The organism is Aquimarina sp. BL5, assembly GCF_003443675.1.
Lineage (GTDB): Bacteria > Bacteroidota > Bacteroidia > Flavobacteriales > Flavobacteriaceae > Aquimarina.
The window spans coordinates 407,630-428,197 of sequence record NZ_CP031963.1 but is presented as its reverse complement, the minus strand read 5'-3'; the positions used below and the strand labels follow the sequence as shown (position 1 = coordinate 428,197).

The window sequence follows — 20,568 nt, the reverse complement described above, 5'->3', positions numbered from 1 at the left end:
TTGCTTTATGATTTGAGTTATTATAGTTTGTTAAAATTCATTGTGATTACAAACGGTTTTCCTTCTAGACTTACTGTCTGAGTCCAGGTCATTGTTGTATCATCCAGATGTTTCAGAGTCATTCTATACCCTTTATTGTTATTGGTGCTTTTTTTCTTTTCGTCAGTGGGTTTAAAAAGAAAACTATAATCACCATTCTCTGTTGGTTTAGGAATAGTAAATCTAAAATTTCTAGCTCCTGTAGATGTACATTGGCTATCATTTACAGTATACTTACCAGTATTATTGTTAGGGATAAATTTCCATACACCTCCGGTAAGACATTCTGCAGAAGCATCATTGTACAAAGTAACTTCGAAAATTCCTGAACGGTCATATGATATCTTATCTAACGACCACTCACCTTTTAGTGTTTTTTTTGCAGCAATAATAGTTTTCTGACTAGCAGAACAAGACGCTAGTAAAATAACTGTAACTATTAATATTAGTTTTTTCATGAGTTTCTAATTTATTATTTATGTGTAAAATTTGGTTGCATAATTTAAATTCAAATATCTGTATACTTAAATACTTTATTTGAAAATTAATTTAAAACTATTTCATTAATTAGATAAAGTGTAAAGATTCTAGATTAAAATCAATTTTTAATTATTTTTGAACTATATATTGTAAAATAATAACGGTTAATTCAAATCTATATTTCTTTTTGACGTTACTTTTATATGATATTTCTGCGCAAATAATATATGTAGAAAACGTAAATCTTGATGAAGCAAATTTAGTTATAGATACTTTTTTTTATGTCCTTAAATGATAGAATAATTAATTCATATGAAAAATGTAATTATTGATTTTTGGGAACTCTGAACAATAACAGGACACCAATTACGAAAAATAAAACAAGAAAGAGTATTGAATATCTAATACTTCCGGTAAGCTGAGCTATTAAACCATATGAAAACATACCAATTACTATTCCTATTTTTTCTGCAACATCATAAAAACTGAAATAAGAAGCTGTATCCACAGCATTTTCTGGTAAAAACTTCGAATACGTTGATCTGGATAAGGATTGAATTCCACCCATTACTAAACCAACGATTGCTGCCGTTACATAAAATTGTTCAGGTGCGGTGATTGTATACGCAAATACACATATTCCTATCCAAATAAAATTAATAAAAATCAAAACCTTTATATTTCCATATTTTGCAGAAGCTATTGATGTAAGAAAAGCTCCCAAAACGGCTACCAACTGAATTAATAAAATACTAATAATTAATCCGGTAGTTGCATTCTGATCCCCCCAATCCAATTCTTCTATACCGAAATACGTGGCAATTAACATAATAGTCTGTACCGCCATACTATATACAAAAAAAGCAGAAAGATATCTACGAAGTCTAAGATCATGTTGCATAGCGTTCCAGATACTTCTTAGTTCCTTAAAACCATTAAAAACAACATCTTTTGTAAGCTTATCCTTTTTATTTCCTTTTGGTAAATAGTAGTACGTATATTGACTAAATCCTATCCACCATACTCCTACCATCACAAAAGATAATCTCGTTGGAACTCCTTCATTCTCAAAACCAAAGGTGTCATAAAAGAATATCATCACTAAATTTATTATCAAAAGAATAACACTACCAACATATCCCAAAGAATATCCCTTTGCACTGATAGCATCTTGTTGTTCTGGAAACGCGATATCCGGTAGGTATGAATTATAAAACACCAAACTTGCCCAGAAACCAATTAATGCCAAAAAATAACATAATAGTCCAAACCAAAGATGTTCCATATTAAACCAGTATAAACCAATACAAGACAATGCACCTAAATAACAGAAAAACTTCAAGAAGCTCTTTTTATTACCAATATAATCTGCAATACCAGATAATAAGGGACTAAGAATTGACACTAGTAAAAAAGCTAATGCTGTTACATAACTAATTAGAGAATCATTATTAAAATCAATACCGAGGAAATTAACGGTATCACTAATGATTTTATCATCAGCATCTCTAACAATCGTTAAAGCACCCCAAAAAATTGGGAATATTGCGGATGCAATGGTTAAACTATATACAGAATTCGCCCAATCATAAAAAGCCCAAGCGTTTAGTAATTTTTTATGCCCTTTAGGTAATGTTTCTTGCATGTTATAGAATTAAAAAAGCTGTTCTGGATTGTTCCAGAACAGCTTCTAAAATAGGTATAATCTTTTAAAGAATTGAAAATTTACAATTATTTAAAGCTAGTAACACCAAATTTCTTTGCTTCTTCTTTTGCTGCGGGAGCCCAAGCGGTTAGATTCGCAATACGCGTATCATTCGATGGGTGTGTACTCATAAACTCAGGTGGTGCCTGTCCTCCACTGTTTGCTTTCATACGTTTCCATAATTCAGCAGCTTCATCTGGATTATATCCAGCTATAGCCATTAGTGTCAATCCAATTTTATCAGCTTCAGTCTCGTGACTTCTGCTAAATGGTAACATAACCCCAAATTGGCTTCCTAATCCAAAAGCTTGCCCAACTAATTGTTGTGTTTGCTCATTTTGGCCACTAACAGCTACCGCAGTAGCAACTCCAGCCACTTGTTGGATCTGAGCTGCACTCATACGTTGCTGTCCATGATTTGCGATAGCATGAACTATCTCATGCCCCATGATAGCAGCAATACCAGTTTCAGTTTTAGCGATTGGTAAGATACCTGTGTAAAAAGCAATTTTTCCTCCTGGCATTGCCCAAGCATTTACTACTTTATCATCAATAAGATTATATTCCCATTTATAATCTTTTAGATATCCAGGAAATCCATTAGCATTTAGCCACCTTTCTGCAGCAACAGATAATCTTTTACCTACTCTTTTAATCATTTCAGCATCAGATGTACCTTTCACCACTTTACTTTCCTCTAGTACCTGATTGTATTGAGCAAAAGCCATTGGAAAGATCTGAGAATTAGGCACTAATGCTAATGTTTTCTTACCAGTAAACGGATTCGGTGCACAGGATAGGAAAAGTAAAATCGATCCTAGAGCAACTATTATTTTTTTCTTTTTCATGATATTTATGAATAGATATTAATTTCGTAAGTTAAAATTACAAAATTCAACACACCCTTTTTAATAAAAGATCATCAATTTATACAGTAAGATCTATATAAGGCAATAATTATCGATAAGTTGTTCTTATTTGGCTATAATATGTAATTCAGCAAAGTTTTTTGGAACGACAACTGTATTCTCTTTTTTATTAAATTTTAAATCTTTTAGAGATACAACCACATTATCGATTTCAATTTCATCAATATCAAAAGGTAATCCGATAAATTCAATCTTCATAGTATCGTACTCAGTAATATAGGTCCCATTCTTATGTTGCTGAATGATAAGTTCATTTTCTTTTCCAGTAAAAGCAAAACTTCTTAGACTATATCTACCTTTAGTATAATCATAGCCATCTTGTGCATCTTCATATACTTTGGACACTTCTTTATTTCCTAATTTATAGTATACTTCTAATTTAAGCTCTTCAATCTTTTTCTCTCCTACATATTGCTGGATTGGATATTTAGGTATAATAGCACCTTCTTTCACGAATAGCGGAATTGTATCTAGCTCAGCATCTACCCATTGTTCCATACCACCTTTTACATATTCACGAGTCCAGTAATTATACCAGTTCCCTCTAGGAATATACAATCTTCTACCTTTAGCATTAGGTTCTTGTACTGGGCATACTAATATCTGGTTACCAAACACAAATTCATCTGTTCTATAATGTGTTTGAGGATCTAGCTGATCATATAGAACTAATGATTTAAGCATTGGTATTCCTTCTTCTGCATACTCCCAAAACATCGTATATAAATATGGAAGTAACTGATATCGTAATTCTACATATTTCCTGGTAACATCTATAACTTCTTCGCCAAATGTCCAAGGTTCCTGATTCCCATGATCACCAGAGGAATGCGTACGACAAAAAGGATGAAATACTCCTAACTGTATCCACCTAGCGTATAATTCTCCCGTAGGGTGTTCAGCAAATCCACCAATATCACTACCTGTAAATGACATTCCACTCATACTCATTCGCTGTGCCTGGATATTAGCAATCCAAAGATGCTCCCAAGTCGCCACGTTATCTCCTGTCCACGAGGAAGTATATCGTTGCGCACCAGAATATGCTGATCTAGTAATAACAAATGGCCTTTTAGGGTATCCGAATCTTTTGATTCCTTCATAAGTAGCTCTCGCCATCTGAGTGCCATAGATATTATGTGCTTTTCTGTGACTACAAGGGTTACCATCATAATTATGACGAACATCATCAGGGAATGTTTTTCCTGGAACTTCCATTACTGCAGGTTCATTCATATCATTCCAAACTCCTTTGACTCCTATTTCGTCGATAAGTTCCTTAAATAATCCGGCCCACCACTCTCTAACTTCGGGATTGGTGAAATCAGGAAAGAAACATTCTCCTGGCCATACTTTTCCTCTCATATATGGTCCATCTGCCCGCTTACAGAAATAATCTTTTTCCATAGCTTCTTGATACACCCAATAATCATCGTCAATTTTAATTCCCGGATCTATAATAACTATCGTTTTATAGCCATCTTCTGCTAATTCCTGGACCATACGTTTGGGGTCTGGAAAATATTCTTTATTCCATGTAAAACACCTGAATCCTTCCATATAGTCAATATCCAGATATATCGCATCACAAGGTATTTTTAAATCTCTAAACTTTGTAGTGACTTCTTTTACTTTACTCTCTGGATAGTAACTCCATTTACATTGATGATATCCTAATGCCCATAATGGAGGTAGTTCTGGTTTACCTGTAAGATCTGTATATCTTGTTATCACATCTTCCATATTCGGACCATAAAAGAAATAATAATTCATTTCTCCTCCGTGTGCCCAAAAACTAGTAACGTTGCGACGTTCATTACAAAAATCGAAGTATGTTTTAAAGGAATTGTCAAAGAAGATTCCATAGGCTCTTTCTTCATACATTCCAATATAAAAAGGAACACTCTTATATAATGGATCCTGATCTTTACCGAATGCATATTGGTCCGTAGCCCAATTCTCAATTCGTTTTCCTTTTAGGTTAAGGTGCATTGGTTTATCTCCTAAACCGTAATAACATTCTCCCTGTGGAGCAGATTTACTCATTTTCACAATGTTACCACCATACTCGTAGCTTTGTTCCCAATGAAAACCCCAATCATCTTTACAGATAATGTTTCCTTCTTTGTCTTTTATAGTAACATGGATATTTGCCTTAGCAATAAAGATTTTTATTCTTTTGGTGGTAATCTCATACTCATTTTCCAGCTCCTTAACCTCCAATTCACTATATCCTCTTACTCCTTTTTCACTAATAGCATAAGAAAAATCTTTCTCAAAATTATTATCAGTGGCATATCTAAAACGAACAACACTTCCTCTTATAATAGTAACTTGAAGAATAACTCCATTTTCTGTGGTGAAATTAATCTTATCTACGTTCTGTGAAAAGGAGATGATTTTTCCGGGAAACAAATTCCCTTTTACTTCTAACTCAGTATTAGTAATCATAGCTGGTTGGTTTCTTTTGCTTCTTAGTAATGTAAAAAAACAATATCTATCTCAATAATTAAACTCTTTTAATCAGTATTTATTAATAAAAGTTAACGAAAACGTTTGAAACTAAATTCTATTAACAATTGTTTAATATGTCATAATAAAAGTTTGGAAATATTATTCAAACACATATTGATTTTAATCTTTAGATCTTTATTTATCAATTTTAAAAACAACAGCTCCTAATGGAGGTATATTAATCTCTGATGCATACTTTCTATAATGCCAATCCATTTTTTCTATTGTGATTTGATCATCCCTAAAATCTCCGGTTCCTCCATAGTTTTTATCGTTACTATTAAAAAGTTGCACTAGTCTCCCCTTAGAAGGTAATCCAATTCGATAATTAGTTCTAGGAACTGGTGTGAAATTGCAGGCTACCACTAAACAATCTTCCTCTTTATTCCCTTTTCGGATATATGCTACTACAGAATTTTCATGATCATCATAACTAATCCATTCAAAACCATCTGCATCAAACTGTTTCTCGTATAATGCGGGGTAGCTTTTATATAATGTATTAAGATCTATAATTAGATTTTTGATTCCGGAGTGATAATCATATTTTAATAAGTGCCAGTCTAAACTACTCTGGAAATTCCATTCTTCTCGTTGTCCAAATTCTGCTCCCATAAACAATAGATTGGTACCTGGATGTGTAAACATATAACTGTACATCAATCTTAGATTAGCAAACTGTTGCCACTCATCACCTGGCATTCTACCAATAATGCTTTTTTTACCATACACCACTTCATCATGCGATAATGGAAGCATAAAGTTTTCTGTAAAAGCATATGTCATACTAAAGGTTAAGTCATTCTGATGATGCTTTCTATAAATAGGTTCTTTTGTAAAATATTGTAAAGTGTCATGCATCCACCCCATCATCCATTTCATACCAAAGCCAAGACCACCAAGAAAAGTTGGTTTAGAAACCATAGGGAATGAAGTAGATTCTTCTGCTATGGTCTGTACATCTGGGAAACTTCTATAGACTTCTTTATTTAATTCCTTCATAAAATCAATAGCATCCAAATTTTCTCTTCCTCCATAGATGTTTGGCTCCCATTCTCCTTCTTCTCTGGAATAGTCTAAGAATAACATAGAAGCAACCGCATCAACTCGTAAACCATCGGCATGATACTGGTCTAACCAAAAAATTGCGTTACTAATCAAGAAGCTTTTTACTTCATTTCGACCATAATTAAATATCAGACTTTTCCAGTCTGGATGATATCCTTTTTTCTTATCGGGATGTTCATATAAACAAGATCCATCAAAAAAGCCTAATCCATGAACATCTTCAGGAAAATGAGATGGTACCCAATCCAATAGTATTCCTATATCATTTTGATGTAATTTATCAACTAATACCTTAAACTCTTCTGGATAACCAAAACGCGAAGTAGGTGCAAAATAACCAGTAAGCTGATATCCCCAAGAAGGATCATACGGATATTCCATTACTGGCATCAATTCTACGTGTGTAAAGTTCATCTCTTTCACATAAGACACTAATTCATCTGCTAATTCGATATAAGAAAGTGATCTATTTTCTTCTATTTTTCTTTTCCAAGATCCTAAATGAACTTCGTAAACAGAAAAAGGAGCATCAATAGCATTATTCTTCTTTCTTTTTTTCATCCATTTAGCATCCTTCCAGTCATAAGAATCTTCCCAAACTACAGAAGCTGTTTTTGGCGGATGTTCACATCTACGAGCGTAAGGATCTGCTTTTTCGGTTTTAATATCATTATTATGAGAGTGAATCTTATATTTATAGGTACTACCTTTTCCTACTTCTGGAATAAAACCTTCCCATATACCAGATGCATCCCAGCGAACATTTAATTGATGTTCTCCGTCTGTCCAAAAATTAAAATCTCCAATAACAGAGACTGATTTAGCAGAAGGAGCCCAAACAGCAAAATAAGTTCCTTTTACTCCATCAACAGAAATGATATGAGATCCCATTTTTTCATACAACCTATAGTGTTTTCCGGATTTAAAAAGACTGATATCAAAATCAGAAAATAAACTATGTACTATTACTTCACCCATATTTTTTGGTTCGCCATTAATAATTAACTACTTCCAAAAATAGGAAACAATCATTTTTAGTTTCTTAATTATTATATGGCTCTCTTAAAATTTTAAATTGAAAAGGGTCTACAATAATTATTAAAAATTTTATTCTATTCTAAAACCATCGGGAATAATAGCTCCTTTTTTGATTACAACAATACCGTCTTTTATTACATACTCATCTTCATTTTTATCAGCTAGGTGTTCTCCTCCATTAATAATTACATCATTACCTATTCTACAATTTTTGTCAATAATAGTATTTTTGATGTTACATCGTTCTCCTACACCAATAAAAGGTCTGTTTTCTTTAGCATCCCTTTCTAATTCATCTATATCTTGATACCTATTACTACCTATCATGTAGGATTTTTTAATATTTGTATCCTTGCCTATTCTGGATCGTATTCCAATGACAGATTCGTTAATTTCCTTTGCTTGAATTAAACAACCCTCTGCAATCATGGATTTATCTAAACAAGTCCCCGAGATTTTTGAAGGAGGTAATATTCTTGGTCTAGTTAAAATTCGTCGTGAATTGTCAAATAAATCAAACTTAGGAACATCATTTGCTAACTCTATATTTGCCTCAAAGAATGAAGAAATGTTACCAATATCCGTCCAGTATCCTTCGTACTGGTAGGCCAATACTTTTTTATTACCTATTGATTCAGGAATAATTTCTTTACCAAAATCTATTCTCTTAGGATCCGATAAAATATCTACTAATAACTGTCTACTAAAAATATAAATCCCCATAGAAGCAAGATAGTGTCGATTTTCACTCTTCATTTCTTCACTTACTTCAGATTCCCAACCTGGAAGTTTGTCAAGACTTGGTTTTTCTGTAAAGGAAGTAATAAAACTATCGTCGTCGGTTTTAAGAATCCCAAATTGAGTTGCGTCTTTTGGATTTACTGGTAAAGTAGCAATAGATATATCAGCTTCTTTTTCGATATGCGCATCGATCATCTCGTTAAAATCCATTTGATACAGTTGATCTCCAGATAAAATCAAAGCATATTCGAAATCATGATTAAGAAAGTGATGCATCGATTGTCTTACGGCATCAGCAGTTCCCTGAAACCAAGTTTTATTGTCAGGAGTTTGTTCTGCGGCTAAAACGTCTACAAAAGCATCACTAAAAGAACTGAAGATATAGGTGTTCTTTATATGACTATTTAAAGAGGCAGAATTAAATTGTGTAAGCACAAACATTCTCTTGATATCAGAATGTATACAATTAGTAATAGGTATATCTACTAATCTGTATTTTCCTGCAATTGAAACCGCGGGTTTTGATCGACTTTCTGTCAGTGGGGATAATCTGGTTCCTTGTCCTCCTCCGAGAATAATTGCAAGAACTTTTTTGTTAATCATATTTATTATTTTAAAGATTTGTATAATTCGATATATTGCGCTGCTGAATTATTCCAAGAATGATCAATTTTTAAAATCTCTTTTTGTGTTTTCCTATAATATTTTTGGTCTTCATAAAATTCAACTCCCCTTTTAATTGAATAATAGACATCCTGTATACTTACGTGGTTATGACAAATTCCGAAACCATTATCCCCTATATCTATAACGGTATCCTTTAAACCACCAATACTTCTGACTATAGGTATTAATCCATATCGTAAAGCATACATTTGATTAAGTCCGCAAGGTTCTACTCGCGAAGGCATTAGTAGAAAATCAGCTCCCGCATATATAATATGTGATAATTTTTCATCATATCCGATATATGTATTATAAGAGCCAGGGAAATATTCCTTTAATTCCTCTAAACGCGATTCTACAGTAGAATCCCCAGATCCTAAAATTAAGATATTAACATCCAGACGTTCTAATGCTTCAGAAATGATATCTGGCAGTAAGTCTGCTCCTTTTTCATATACCAAACGACCAATAAAAGCAAATAACGGTTTATCTACATCGAAATTAAACTCCTTACATAACCATTCCTTATTAGCTTTTCGCCCAGAAATTATATTTTTTGCCCCATAGTTATGTACGATCATTGGATCTGTTTTAGGATCCCAGATATCCTGATCTATTCCATTTAAAATGCCAACACATTTAGCTTTCTCATGAGACAAAAGTCCTTCTAAACCATTAGCTTGGTGTTGCAACTCATCCATATAAGTTGGTGAAACTGTCGTAACTTTCCACGCGCATTTAATACCAGTAGCCAATGAATTAATACAATGATCCCAATCCAACAAACCAATATTATGCAGGTCAAATTGTGGTATATAATCTAATTTATCATATGAAAACTGACCTTGATATTGCGCATTATGAATTGTAAGTACCGTAGGTATATCAATTAAACTGTTATATTTATTAACTTGTGATACTAAAAAAGGGATTAATCCCGTATGATGATCATGACAATGAATAATATCAGGTTTTATTTCAGTATCTAATAACCAATTCAAAACAGCTAATTGAAAACCTAAAAACCGTTCTGTGTCATCTTCGTAGCTATAAACATTAGGTCTATACAGTAACTCCTTTTGATGCACCAAATATATCTGAAATCCAAAGTCTTTAGACAATACTTTTTTAATACTAAAATCGAATGTATTCTTGCCTAAATCTAGAGCACCACTATACACCTCTTCGAATGAAAGATGATTGATTTTTTCATTATCAAAAAATGGCATAACAACCTCAGTAATGCAATCTAAATCAGTTAAATATTTAGGTAGTGAACCTACTACATCACCGAGACCTCCAACTTTTGCTAAAGGATAACATTCTAAACTCGTGTGAAGTACTTTCATAACTTATTCTTTAGTGCCAAAATTTAAGAGATAAAAAAATTGTTAATATCTCTTAAAAGGAGTTTAAATCTATAAAAAACTTGAAAATATTTCCTTATAAAAATTTTAAAAAGAACAAGAATTAATGATTATTTAATAATTATTTGATAAAATGTTTTCTGATTTGATAATTTTTAGACAAAATGAGAAATACTATGAGATTGTTAATAAACGAAAACTACTTGTTGATTGTACGCAATGCCTTCTTAATGATATAAGCTGTATCTTTAGTCGTAGAATTTGTTTTCCACTTTTCGCAAACTTTTATAACCCAGTCGGGTCTGGTTTTACTGGCATCATTTAACCAATTACCAACAGCATCTTTCACATATTTAGAGGTATCTGATTTTAAGGGTTCTAGAATGTCTATCGCCCTTTCTGGAAATTCTTTTAGTATATCTATCTTTTTAGTCCAAACACCGATAGGCCTTGTCGCTTCTACTGCATATCGTCTAATATTTTCATTAGTATCTTTTGTCCAGTTAGATAATATCATAATAGCTTGATCCAGATCCTGAATGATATATTCCTTAGCAGAAAAAATAGCAACTTCTCTAACCCCGAAATGAGAATCAGCTGCATACGGTTTGATGGTATGCAGTCTTTCTGTGATAGACATATCTATAGCTGCGTAATATTGAGCAGCCCAGCACCTGGGGACATCAGATGTGTGATTCGCTAAATAATCAATAATATCAGTATCATAAGTAAGTTGAGCAAAAGTCATTCCTATTACTTTTGTGTTACTATTGGCACTAGGCTTTTTTTGATTAGAAACAGCCTCATAAAAATTATCATACCAATCTGATTTATTCAATTCATCTAATACTTTTTTTAACAATTTTAATTGATCTACTGCTAGCCACTCCATTAAATTGGCTGTTTGGATAAGACCATTATTTAAATAATCGACAACCTCTGGATTAAGATCTTTAAAACTCCTTGCTCCTTTTCGGTTTAAAATATGATCTGGAATCATTTTATCTTGATATTGTGTAGTTGGTTTTAAGTCTAATAACATGCTAATGAATTTTAAATATATAACTATTCTTCGAACTGATTAAAAACATCCAGATGATACATTTGCATACTCTCAGGTTTAATAACTTCGAAAATTGCAACAGCCTCTGGATTTTTCATGATATCCTCCCCTGCTTTTTTAGCAGCTTCTATGTCTGTCCAATATAATAGATCTATATAGTTACCTTGTTCATTGCATGCGGTAGTTCTATCTATGAATCCATCATATAATTTTATGATATTGTTTAAAGAAATTAAGGCAGTTTTTACTTCTTCTTTGGAATAATTAGGATTTGCTTCGAATAATACAACTTCGATTGCGTACGGTTTGTTTTTCATAAGGTTTTGGTTTTGACTAAATGTAGTTGCGCAGCATAAAAACATACTAAGCATAATTGTGTGAATTAAGTGATACATTATTTAATTTTAGTCAAAATTACTAGAGGCCTATGACAACCTTATGTCAGTAGTAATTACTAATTTTCCCGATATTTCTTAAAATAATCTTCTAGGGTAAATAGTTTAGTAGGAAATAAGTCTGATGTTTCGATAAGGTTAATGATTCTATCAGTTCTAAATTCGCGATAATCCTTACGCAATCTACAATAAGCAATCACTACCCAAATCGTATGAGTAAAATATACTCCAAGTGGTTCTATTGTTCGTTCAGTATATTCTTTAGAAGCTGCTGTATATTGAATTTTAAGAACTCTTAAATCAGTAATTGCTTTTTGAATTACAGATAAATAAGTACTAGAAGGCGATTTTTCATAAGGAGGACTAACGATTCGTTTTTCTAAAAGTTCTAATTTTTCTTTTTGAGTTGCATTTAGAATTGCTTTCACCTTTTCTATAGCTTCATTAAAGTCAGAAATTAGTGACTCGTCGTTATTAGTCTCTATTATTTTAGAAGCCGTAATAAGAGCATTGGCTTCTTTTTCGCTAAACATAATTGGAGGCAGTGAATATCCATCAACCAAAAAATAACCAGTACCAGCTTCTGCTCCTATCGGAACCCCAGCATCAGATAATGCTAACATATCACGATAGATAGTTCGTACGCTAACATCAAATTTATCAGCCAAATCCGAAGCTTGAACGACTTTTTTAGATTGTAATTTTACCAAGATCGCCGTTAACCGATGTAATCTTTTCATTCTAATTACTTATGGTTTCTTCATCAATATCATCATTATCAGTCGCTTCTATTTCACTGAGATCTGTAGTGGTATTCATTATAAATTCCACTTCAGCATCAGCAGCTGCTTCGACTTCTTCTGGAGTAAGTACTGCTCCTTTCATTCTTTTATCACGTATCATTCCACCTGTCATAATTAAGCTGGTTCCGATAATTACAAATAATAAAATTCCAGGTTCAAAACCAGGGACCATTGCTTCTGCAGGAATAGCATAAAATAACAAAATAGTTATTAAACCTCTTGGTGCAATGAATAATTGCGGTGATATGTCTTTACCAACAAATATTCGTAATAGTACATATCGTATCAAATAAATAGATATAATAATCAAAATACTTATCAAGGCTACTTTTAAGTTTAGTAATGAAGATAGTGTTATGGTAATTCCAAAGATTACAAAGAAAAGAGTTCTTACCACAAAAGCAGTTTCTGCAGTGATTACATGCAACTCATGGTAAATAGCCTTTGCCTTTTCATAATCAAGCAGATTTTCCAATTTCCACTGAAAAAACAGTTTCATATTTGCTATTACCAAACCAAAAATCAGTATAATAATTAATGATGATAAATGTATTTTTCCACCTAAACCATACAATAATAATAAAACTGCAATCAACAGGAAAAGTTTTACCTGACTCTTGATTTTTTGAAAAATTAGGATAATTCCATAGCTGACTATTAACGAAATAATAATAGTAAGAATTAGATTAAACCCAAAACCAGCTACTCCTGTATCTTCAGCGGGATTTAACTTTCCTGCAAGAAAATAAAACATTGTGATGCCCAAAATATCCGAGAACGTACTTTCGTATACATGAAATTCCTTCTTGTCCTCTGATAATCCCGCAACACTAGGAATAATAATAGCACTCGATAAAATGGATAATGGTGTAGCATATAGTAATGCAGATTGCATTGTCATTCCGTCAACTAAAGCTTTTAAAATAATGGCTGCTGCATAAGCAGAAGCTACCAATCCTAATAACGAAATAACTAGCGATTTGAAAATAGGGACCAATTTTTCACGTTTTAGTTTTAATTCTAAAGCGGCTTCTAAAACAATCAATATTAAACCAACGGTACCTAATACCTTAAGCTCATCCATGAAATCAGGAGATTCTGCACCAAATGTCTTAATACCATATTGATAAACAATCCCAAGAATAATAAGCATTAATACTGAAGGAATATTCGTTTTTTTAGCGATACCATTAAAAATAAAAGAAAGAATGATTGTAAGCGAAGTACCTATAATTAGATTATAAGAAGAAAATATTTCCATTGGTTAATTTAGGTTATTTAAGATTACTGGGGAAAAGATAGTAAAATAATTTCATCTACCTCTTAGGTAATTATCGTATTACTACTTAATATTTATTTAACGTAACGCTCTTACCAAAAAGTGTATTTTAGAAATTCTAAATAAAAAACTGTTTTAATGTCTAATCAAGGATTAATAATTGAAGAACGCAGTCGTGATATTGGTGATTTCCTGGTAGGAAGGCTCATTCCGTTTAGAAAGAAAAGAATGGTTGGTCCTTTTATTTTTATAGATCATATGGGACCTACCATGATCAAAAAAGGAAAGTATATGGATGTTGGTCAGCATCCTCATATTGGGTTATCCACATTAACCTATTTATTAGATGGCGAAATTATGCATCAGGATAGTATCGGTACCAACCAACGAATTTCTCCAGGTTCTGTAAACTGGATGGTTGCCGGAAAAGGCGTTACTCATACAGAACGTACTCCACGAGATATGAGAGATGGCTCAGAATTTTTAGCACACGGATATCAGATTTGGGTGGCTTTGCCAAAACATCTGGAAGATATGGAACCAGAGTTTCATCATTTAGATAAAAGTGATTTACCTACTTGGGCAGATGGAACTACAGAATTTAAACTCATCGCAGGAAAAGGATACGGAAAAGAGTCGCCTTTACCGGTGCATTCTGAGCTGTTTATGGTAGAAGTAAAAAGTACAGAACGTTATGAATTACAAATCAAAGGAGAGTTACAAGGAGAAATAGGTATCTGCATAGTTGATGGTGAAATACAAGCATGTGAAACTACGATTACAAAAGGAAATATGCTGGTTTCTAAAATAGAGGATAGCTGTTCTGTTATTTTAGAACCCAACACACATCTTTTATTATTTGGTGGGCAACCATTTCCTGAAGAACGACATATCTACTGGAACTTTGTAGCATCAAGTAAAGAGAGACTGGAAGAAGCTAAAAATAAATGGAAAAACAAACAATTCCCTAAGGTTCCGAATGATGATAGTTACGTAGTAATGCCAGAATAGCATTATTTAATAAGCAGCCAATTCCTGTCGTATCTCCTGCAATGATTTATTGGTATTAACTAGTTCCAGAATTACTTCTTTTCTGAACTCATCTAAATCATCGTAATCGTAATATTTTGCCCATTTATGATCTTCTAAAAGATTCTTAATTTGCTTAATCAATTTACGAGTGGCATCCACAGGTCTAATAATTGCTATCTGATCGTAGGCTGGATTATCTTTATGCTTATAACTCACGGTTTTCGTTTCAAAATCTACAGCTATATAATATGCATCTACATCTTCACTTAAATTCTCTCTAAAATCTGTCCAATCCGCATACCCTAAACGTAGATCATCAATCTCTACAGGGATTTCTGAAACCAGTCTCCAGTTACATTTGGCTGCTCTTCCCCAATGATTGGATAATCGATATACTCCGTTAGTTGTATAATAATATGTACTACCGGATTCACTACGATAATGTGGCTTTCTTCTAGATATTTCTCTTAATCGTACTCCTTTGAATACACAATAAGTATTCTTAAAGAAATTATTTCTAGTAAATTTCTTTGTTGTAACAACTTGCTCTTCCAATGACAATTTTTTTTTCCGTGAACAAAGAACTTGTTTTTTTAGGAGAAAAAGAAAACAAGTTTTTAACAGTTCATTGTTGGAAAATATATTTTAAGTTGATTTTGATTTCATTAAAAAATAAAACCTACAAAGCACTATTACAACTTTAAATTTGTCCAAAAAACTCTAGTTCATCAGTATAACTGATGTTTGTACGTTTTTTTTTATGTGCATCATTAACATATCTCATTATCTCATCAGTTTTCATGCGATCTATATGCTCTTTAGAATATAGTTCTGGAAAAAGACCGATCAGTGTATTCTGAACATGAGCTATGAATTTAATAAGATCTTTACAATATACAGATGGATTATTAAAACCATTCTCCTTTTTAAATCGATGTACTAATCTTCCTCCCTGACAAACATCTCGAATAGGACATTCTAAACATTGAGAACATAGTTTTGTAGTACTATCTTCGAAATATAATTTTCCTAGTGGTGAATTTTTGATATCAGAAAAATCATTATTCAATACATTCATTTCCGACTTAGTAAATCCATGACCACAGGCTTTCAATGAATCGATTGCTTCAATTCCCCCATTAGTTTCAATTACTAATACTGCCGATTCATTATTAGAATTCTCGGTAACACCTAGTAACCTATTCATTATCCCAATGAACATTGGTATTTTATATCTATTCGGATCTTGTATCCAAATATCAAATAATACAATCAACCAATCCGCCATTTCACTTTTTTCCATATCAAATGGAAAGTTATCATGTGTGAAATCAGGAATTAAAAAATTTACAGAATTCACCTGCATCTTTTTAAAACTTTCATAAATAGCTTTTGGTTCTTCCTCTATATTAATTACACAAACCGTGTCGGCATACCCTATTTGATTTTTAAGTAATGTTACTGCATTAAAAACTTGATCATAACTTCCATTACCCTTATGATCCACTCGGAACATATCGTGTGCTTTTTTGGTACCATCTACGCTGGTACTGGGATAAATCTGTAACTCTCTAAACAATGAACACCAATCCTTATCAATCAAAACTCCATTGGTCTGAATGTCGTATCTAAAAACGACATCTTGTAACGTTTCTTTAATAGTATTCGCTTTGGTAATAAAAGCTCTATAAAAATCCTTTTCTATTAATAAAGGCTCTCCTCCATGAAAGATAAATGAAAACTCTTTTTTGTTATATCTCAGAATGTATTTTTTGGTTTTTTCTAAAATCGAATCGATCATATCATATGACATAAATTTAGGCTGCCTTTTATAGGTTGTATCGCCAAGATTATACATAAAACAATAAGAACAATTAAGATTGCATCTACTGGCAACCTTGAGTATTAAGGCATCGAATTGCATGAGTTGTGTTTTTTAAGAAGTTAAAGTCGTTTATTTAGCATACTAAGCGAAGTTCAGAGATAATAGATTGTACAAGTAAGTTTCTCTGGCTTCGCTTAGTATTTTATGGATTGATAGATCAACCCTTTTCTATATACGAATTTGAAATAGTGATTGTTAAAGTTCTATAGTGACTATCACTAAGAAAATTAACACCCATTTCTTAATCGTCTACCTACGTTCAATAGGTACTCCGATAACAATCGGAACACATTTTTGTAATGTTTCTGACCAAACCTGGCCATCTGCACATCTTCTACCGCCACTAGTTGGATAGTATATTTCTACAGGGACATCGATTGTTCCTCCTAAAATAGCTTCCATGTTTTTAAGTTCCTTTGAAGAAAACTTGTCTAAGCCTCTTGGTAATAAGAATACCTTTTTCATTATTTGTATGTTTAGATTTTGCCTACTCTTTAAGATTTTCGGCGACCTCAAAAAAAGTTGTATTTATCAAGCGCGCTTTTTGATATTACACCTTTATATAACTGAGGAATAATTTTGTTACCCATTTCATATTTAAAATTTCAAAAACTGCAAAAAATTCGGTTATAAACAATTTTATAAAACACATTATCTATTTCATCAATAAAACACTGTAAACAAGTTACTTGCCGATGATTTAGAATAAAGATAGACTTGTTAAAGAACTAGTATAAACCTTAAAAAAAAGACTTTTCAATTAATTTATAATTACTTTTTTATTCTAGATTTTATCTTTAGGTAAACAATTTTATTGAACTGAAAAATTCCCTTCTTTTTGAATAATTTTGGTGCTATCATTAACCAATTTTATTTAATCAAAAAGTTCATAAAATGAAAAAAATCGTATTAAAATTTAGTCTTATCTTTTGTTCATTTGTATTCATTACAAGTTGCCAAAAAGAAGAAAACGAAACACCTGAGATCCAAAAATCTTCTCCTAACGTACAGCAATTTGTTACCGTAAAAGATGTTTCTAATGAACAAGAAACGTTACAATTATTAGAAGAATTACAACAAAAGCAAGAGGATGGTATATCCACTATGAAAAGAGTGGGTTGTACGCTAAATAGTGATATTGGCTGTGGTAGTGATGCCGCTTTAGAAATAGAAGAATATGTTAATGCTTCGGGATGTATTAGTTATCCTGTAGGAATTATAATATTTCCAATAGAAGCTCAACAATTTACCTATGACTATTCTTATTATATAGATGGTGACTCTGATATTAATATGGATATATATCAATTTCAGTTCGAAGCTCATATCGCTGATATCCAAAGACAAATCAGACCAAAGAAAATTTCTTTTGTAAATGCCGATGCTTCTAATAGATGTTTTAATGAAAGAGGTTGGAACGTAGACAATGTGGTATATACTGTATTTTTAGGAAACTAACACTTTTTCTGCTTTATTGTATGTATATCCATTGTATACAATAAGACATAAATAACCCTACGAGATTCTATCGTGGGGTTTCTATATTTAGAAACTTAGAATAATTAGGTGAAATTTCTACAAAATATTTATAAGTATTGACTTTATGTACGTGCATTAATTTTCTCCAAGATATACCCAATAACCATTTTCTTTAACGAATGAAGAATCTTCATGAATAAATTCCAATGCACCATTTTCAAAGTAAAAAGCCTTGAACGTTACAGTACCTTTTTCATCCGATGCTAGACCTTTAGTAGTATGTAAAACTTCTAATTTGATCCATTTTACAGATTTTGCCCACTGTACAATAGATTTTTTTTCTTTAATAGAGCGGGTCGAACTATGGTGGCTTTTCATTAAATAATCACCTTTCGCCAATACAAAAGCAGTATAACGAGATCTCATTAAATCTTCTGCAGTTAATGCTTGTCTTATATCGTTATGAATACTGCCACAACAACTATCATAAGTCTGTGACCTTCCACAATAGCATTTACTCATTATCAGGTTCATTTTGCTTAGACTCATTTGCTCTTTGTACAATTGCTTTTAATCGTTCTGCTCTAAGCTCTTTTTCTTTTCGGAGTTTATTCTTTTTACGATTCATAAGCTTTGTATGCTTTGCCTTATTCTGAGTATTTTTTTCTCTTCCTTTTTTAGCCATTTTACTCGATACCATGTAATTCTATACACAAAAATAGAAAACAAAACCCTCTTAATCCTATTGTTTCCATTTTTTCAAGACACTGTTAATATTGGATCGGACATCAGATCTGATTTCTTTTTTACGTTTTCCTTTACGAAATTGTTCATCATAATTTGTTTCTGTATGTCTAATATGTGCTTCTACCGCCAAATCGATCATTTTGGGGTCAAAATCTTTTGCATCTGCCGTTCTCCCTACTCTTCCACTATATTTTTCACAAGCATGTATGGCAATTGCAAATTCCCTTTTTTCAGGGCAATTGGGATATCGCCCTCTGATCGCTAATGCAAAATTAAATATATATTCACGATCCTTTTGCTCCCTAACTAATGCTGCCTTCTTATTTTTAAGATCTCTGGATGCTTGGTCTTTCTCACATTCTAAACGCGCTTTTTCTATCGCTTTTTCTTCTACCAATTGCCCTCTACGTTCATATCGTTTTCTGCGTTGATTCCATTCTAGAACAACTCCACAAAGCGTAGAATATTTCTTAGATCTTCTAGTCATTGCTACATTACCAGGAGGCAATAGTACATAACCCACAAAGGGAGAACAACTAAAACAAGTGCCTTTATGATTTTCACTCTCTGAGATAAAAGATTTTCCTAATGGAATTTTTTTATTACAAGAAATACAACGTAATTTTTCTTTTTTAGTAAGAAAGATATTTTGAGAAACAGTAGCCAATACGATACATTTTTCGACTACGAAAATAAGATATTATTCTATTTCCTCTATTAATTATTTACACTAGTTTAGATTATTTCCGGGTAATTTACAAGTAATAAATGGGGAATTATTATCTTTTTTAAGTTTTTATGTTTGTTTTCTTACGGTTTTTCCGTAGATTGTACTTGCCTTAAATTTTTAAAACCCTGCTTATGCAAAAAACTACCCTTGAAAAACGTTTTAATTCACAAGACTTATCCGAAAAATATCATCACATTTGGAATAAAGGAATTCACCTCTTTTCTATTAATGATGCTAACCGCGATTTTTACTATAGTGTATTTTATATAGATTTTCTGTTTGCTGAAATCATATATAATAAATTGAATGGTGAAATTATAGCTATAAAAAGCTTCACTGATAAAGCTAAGTTAATGTTCTATTTAAGAGAAGATTTTAATTAGACTATCACAATATATTTTTTGAGCGTATAAGTGCAATGAGACTTAATTTAGTTTCTTTATTAGAACATTTTGCCCCACTTATTGTAACCAAATTTGAATAATTTGCCCTAGATATTCACCAAATTTCTCGGTACTTGTATGCTCATTAATAAAATATTTTAATGATTATTTTTATATTATTAAACAAGTCAATTTAACAAAAATTCTCTAGTAAATATTAGAGCA

The 20,568-nt window shown here is 32.1% G+C and carries 20 protein-coding genes; 3 read left to right on the top strand and 17 right to left on the bottom strand.

Annotated elements, in window-relative coordinates:
* Positions 1-20 precede the first annotated feature (20 nt).
* The 11 genes from D1818_RS01980 to D1818_RS01930 form a co-directional block, all read right to left on the bottom strand.
* Positions 21-497, bottom strand: a complete 477-nt coding sequence (locus tag D1818_RS01980; protein ID WP_118455890.1) for a lipocalin family protein — start codon at positions 495-497, stop codon at positions 21-23.
* Between the two features lie 347 nt (positions 498-844).
* Positions 845-2,164 (bottom strand): MFS transporter, encoded by a 1,320-nt coding sequence (locus D1818_RS01975; RefSeq protein WP_118455888.1) that lies wholly within the window; start codon positions 2,162-2,164, stop codon positions 845-847.
* Positions 2,165-2,250: 86 nt separating this feature from the next.
* Complete coding sequence (locus D1818_RS01970; RefSeq protein WP_118455886.1) at positions 2,251-3,072, bottom strand: M48 family metallopeptidase; 822 nt, start codon at positions 3,070-3,072, stop codon at positions 2,251-2,253.
* Positions 3,073-3,198: 126 nt separating this feature from the next.
* The gene (locus D1818_RS01965) at positions 3,199-5,604 is read right to left on the bottom strand and encodes a glycoside hydrolase family 31 protein (RefSeq protein ID WP_118455884.1); all 2,406 of its coding nucleotides are present in this window, start codon (positions 5,602-5,604) and stop codon (positions 3,199-3,201) included.
* 198 nt (positions 5,605-5,802) lie between these two features.
* Entirely contained in the window at positions 5,803-7,713 is a 1,911-nt protein-coding gene (gene glgB, locus D1818_RS01960) for a 1,4-alpha-glucan branching protein GlgB (RefSeq protein WP_118455882.1), read from the bottom strand.
* Positions 7,714-7,842: 129 nt separating this feature from the next.
* Positions 7,843-9,117 (bottom strand): glucose-1-phosphate adenylyltransferase, encoded by a 1,275-nt coding sequence (locus tag D1818_RS01955; RefSeq protein ID WP_118455879.1) that lies wholly within the window; start codon positions 9,115-9,117, stop codon positions 7,843-7,845.
* 5 nt (positions 9,118-9,122) lie between these two features.
* Positions 9,123-10,529, bottom strand: coding sequence for a glycogen synthase (locus tag D1818_RS01950; RefSeq protein WP_118455877.1), 1,407 nt, complete (start codon positions 10,527-10,529; stop codon positions 9,123-9,125).
* A 217-nt stretch (positions 10,530-10,746) separates the two neighbouring features.
* Positions 10,747-11,589 (bottom strand): DNA alkylation repair protein, encoded by an 843-nt coding sequence (locus D1818_RS01945; RefSeq protein WP_233558623.1) that lies wholly within the window; start codon positions 11,587-11,589, stop codon positions 10,747-10,749.
* A gap of 23 nt (positions 11,590-11,612) precedes the next feature.
* Positions 11,613-11,927, bottom strand: a complete 315-nt coding sequence (locus D1818_RS01940) for a hypothetical protein (protein WP_118455875.1) — start codon at positions 11,925-11,927, stop codon at positions 11,613-11,615.
* A gap of 137 nt (positions 11,928-12,064) precedes the next feature.
* Entirely contained in the window at positions 12,065-12,745 is a 681-nt protein-coding gene (locus tag D1818_RS01935; RefSeq protein WP_118455873.1) for a YafY family protein, read from the bottom strand.
* A 1-nt stretch (position 12,746) separates the two neighbouring features.
* On the bottom strand, positions 12,747-14,069 hold the full coding sequence (locus D1818_RS01930) for a cation:proton antiporter (RefSeq protein WP_118455871.1): 1,323 nt from the start codon (positions 14,067-14,069) through the stop codon (positions 12,747-12,749).
* Positions 14,070-14,225: 156 nt separating this feature from the next.
* On the opposite strand from D1818_RS01930, the gene D1818_RS01925 reads away from it, so the two are divergent.
* Entirely contained in the window at positions 14,226-15,098 is an 873-nt protein-coding gene (locus tag D1818_RS01925; RefSeq protein ID WP_118455869.1) for a pirin family protein, read from the top strand.
* Between the two features lie 6 nt (positions 15,099-15,104).
* Here D1818_RS01925 and D1818_RS01920 read toward each other — a convergent pair whose 3' ends face one another.
* The 3 genes from D1818_RS01920 to D1818_RS01910 form a co-directional block, all read right to left on the bottom strand.
* Positions 15,105-15,674 (bottom strand): hypothetical protein, encoded by a 570-nt coding sequence (locus D1818_RS01920; RefSeq protein ID WP_233558624.1) that lies wholly within the window; start codon positions 15,672-15,674, stop codon positions 15,105-15,107.
* A gap of 145 nt (positions 15,675-15,819) precedes the next feature.
* On the bottom strand, positions 15,820-17,043 hold the full coding sequence (locus tag D1818_RS01915) for a radical SAM protein (protein ID WP_118455866.1): 1,224 nt from the start codon (positions 17,041-17,043) through the stop codon (positions 15,820-15,822).
* A 210-nt stretch (positions 17,044-17,253) separates the two neighbouring features.
* A complete protein-coding gene (locus D1818_RS01910) occupies positions 17,254-17,469 on the bottom strand; it encodes a hypothetical protein (RefSeq protein ID WP_118455864.1) in 216 nt (71 codons plus the stop codon).
* 429 nt (positions 17,470-17,898) lie between these two features.
* On the opposite strand from D1818_RS01910, the gene D1818_RS01905 reads away from it, so the two are divergent.
* The gene (locus tag D1818_RS01905; RefSeq protein ID WP_118455862.1) at positions 17,899-18,462 is read left to right on the top strand and encodes a hypothetical protein; all 564 of its coding nucleotides are present in this window, start codon (positions 17,899-17,901) and stop codon (positions 18,460-18,462) included.
* Positions 18,463-18,618: 156 nt separating this feature from the next.
* Here D1818_RS01905 and D1818_RS01900 read toward each other — a convergent pair whose 3' ends face one another.
* The 3 genes from D1818_RS01900 to D1818_RS01890 are packed head-to-tail and all read right to left on the bottom strand — an operon-like array spanning position 18,619 to position 19,897.
* Positions 18,619-19,005 carry a YchJ family protein gene (locus D1818_RS01900; protein WP_118455860.1) on the bottom strand — a complete coding sequence of 129 codons (387 nt, stop codon included), beginning with the start codon at positions 19,003-19,005 and terminating at the stop codon, positions 18,619-18,621.
* On the bottom strand, positions 18,998-19,183 hold the full coding sequence (locus D1818_RS01895; protein WP_118455858.1) for a hypothetical protein: 186 nt from the start codon (positions 19,181-19,183) through the stop codon (positions 18,998-19,000). The genes D1818_RS01900 and D1818_RS01895 overlap by 8 nt, the downstream gene beginning before the upstream one ends.
* 42 nt (positions 19,184-19,225) lie before the next feature.
* Positions 19,226-19,897 carry a DUF2293 domain-containing protein gene (locus tag D1818_RS01890; RefSeq protein WP_118455856.1) on the bottom strand — a complete coding sequence of 224 codons (672 nt, stop codon included), beginning with the start codon at positions 19,895-19,897 and terminating at the stop codon, positions 19,226-19,228.
* 194 nt (positions 19,898-20,091) lie between these two features.
* Here D1818_RS01890 and D1818_RS01885 point away from each other — a divergent pair, with 194 nt between their 5' ends.
* Positions 20,092-20,343 carry a hypothetical protein gene (locus D1818_RS01885; protein WP_118455854.1) on the top strand — a complete coding sequence of 84 codons (252 nt, stop codon included), beginning with the start codon at positions 20,092-20,094 and terminating at the stop codon, positions 20,341-20,343.
* Positions 20,344-20,568: the final 225 nt, after the last annotated feature.

Bases quoted from the DNA above. Each gene is read 5' to 3' on its own strand.
- D1818_RS01980 (WP_118455890.1), bottom strand. From the start codon at position 497: ATGAAAAAACTAATATTAATAGTTACAGTTATTTTACTAGCGTCTTGT.
- D1818_RS01975 (WP_118455888.1), bottom strand. From the start codon at position 2,164: ATGCAAGAAACATTACCTAAAGGGCATAAAAAATTACTAAACGCTTGG.
- D1818_RS01970 (WP_118455886.1), bottom strand. From the start codon at position 3,072: ATGAAAAAGAAAAAAATAATAGTTGCTCTAGGATCGATTTTACTTTTC.
- D1818_RS01965 (WP_118455884.1), bottom strand. From the start codon at position 5,604: ATGATTACTAATACTGAGTTAGAAGTAAAAGGGAATTTGTTTCCCGGA.
- glgB (WP_118455882.1), bottom strand. From the start codon at position 7,713: ATGGGTGAAGTAATAGTACATAGTTTATTTTCTGATTTTGATATCAGT.
- D1818_RS01955 (WP_118455879.1), bottom strand. From the start codon at position 9,117: ATGATTAACAAAAAAGTTCTTGCAATTATTCTCGGAGGAGGACAAGGA.
- D1818_RS01950 (WP_118455877.1), bottom strand. From the start codon at position 10,529: ATGAAAGTACTTCACACGAGTTTAGAATGTTATCCTTTAGCAAAAGTT.
- D1818_RS01945 (WP_233558623.1), bottom strand. From the start codon at position 11,589: ATGTTATTAGACTTAAAACCAACTACACAATATCAAGATAAAATGATT.
- D1818_RS01940 (WP_118455875.1), bottom strand. From the start codon at position 11,927: ATGAAAAACAAACCGTACGCAATCGAAGTTGTATTATTCGAAGCAAAT.
- D1818_RS01935 (WP_118455873.1), bottom strand. From the start codon at position 12,745: ATGAAAAGATTACATCGGTTAACGGCGATCTTGGTAAAATTACAATCT.
- D1818_RS01930 (WP_118455871.1), bottom strand. From the start codon at position 14,069: ATGGAAATATTTTCTTCTTATAATCTAATTATAGGTACTTCGCTTACA.
- D1818_RS01925 (WP_118455869.1), top strand. From the start codon at position 14,226: ATGTCTAATCAAGGATTAATAATTGAAGAACGCAGTCGTGATATTGGT.
- D1818_RS01915 (WP_118455866.1), bottom strand. From the start codon at position 17,043: ATGCAATTCGATGCCTTAATACTCAAGGTTGCCAGTAGATGCAATCTT.
- D1818_RS01910 (WP_118455864.1), bottom strand. From the start codon at position 17,469: ATGAAAAAGGTATTCTTATTACCAAGAGGCTTAGACAAGTTTTCTTCA.
- D1818_RS01905 (WP_118455862.1), top strand. From the start codon at position 17,899: ATGAAAAAAATCGTATTAAAATTTAGTCTTATCTTTTGTTCATTTGTA.
- D1818_RS01900 (WP_118455860.1), bottom strand. From the start codon at position 19,005: ATGAGTAAATGCTATTGTGGAAGGTCACAGACTTATGATAGTTGTTGT.
- D1818_RS01895 (WP_118455858.1), bottom strand. From the start codon at position 19,183: ATGGTATCGAGTAAAATGGCTAAAAAAGGAAGAGAAAAAAATACTCAG.
- D1818_RS01885 (WP_118455854.1), top strand. From the start codon at position 20,092: ATGCAAAAAACTACCCTTGAAAAACGTTTTAATTCACAAGACTTATCC.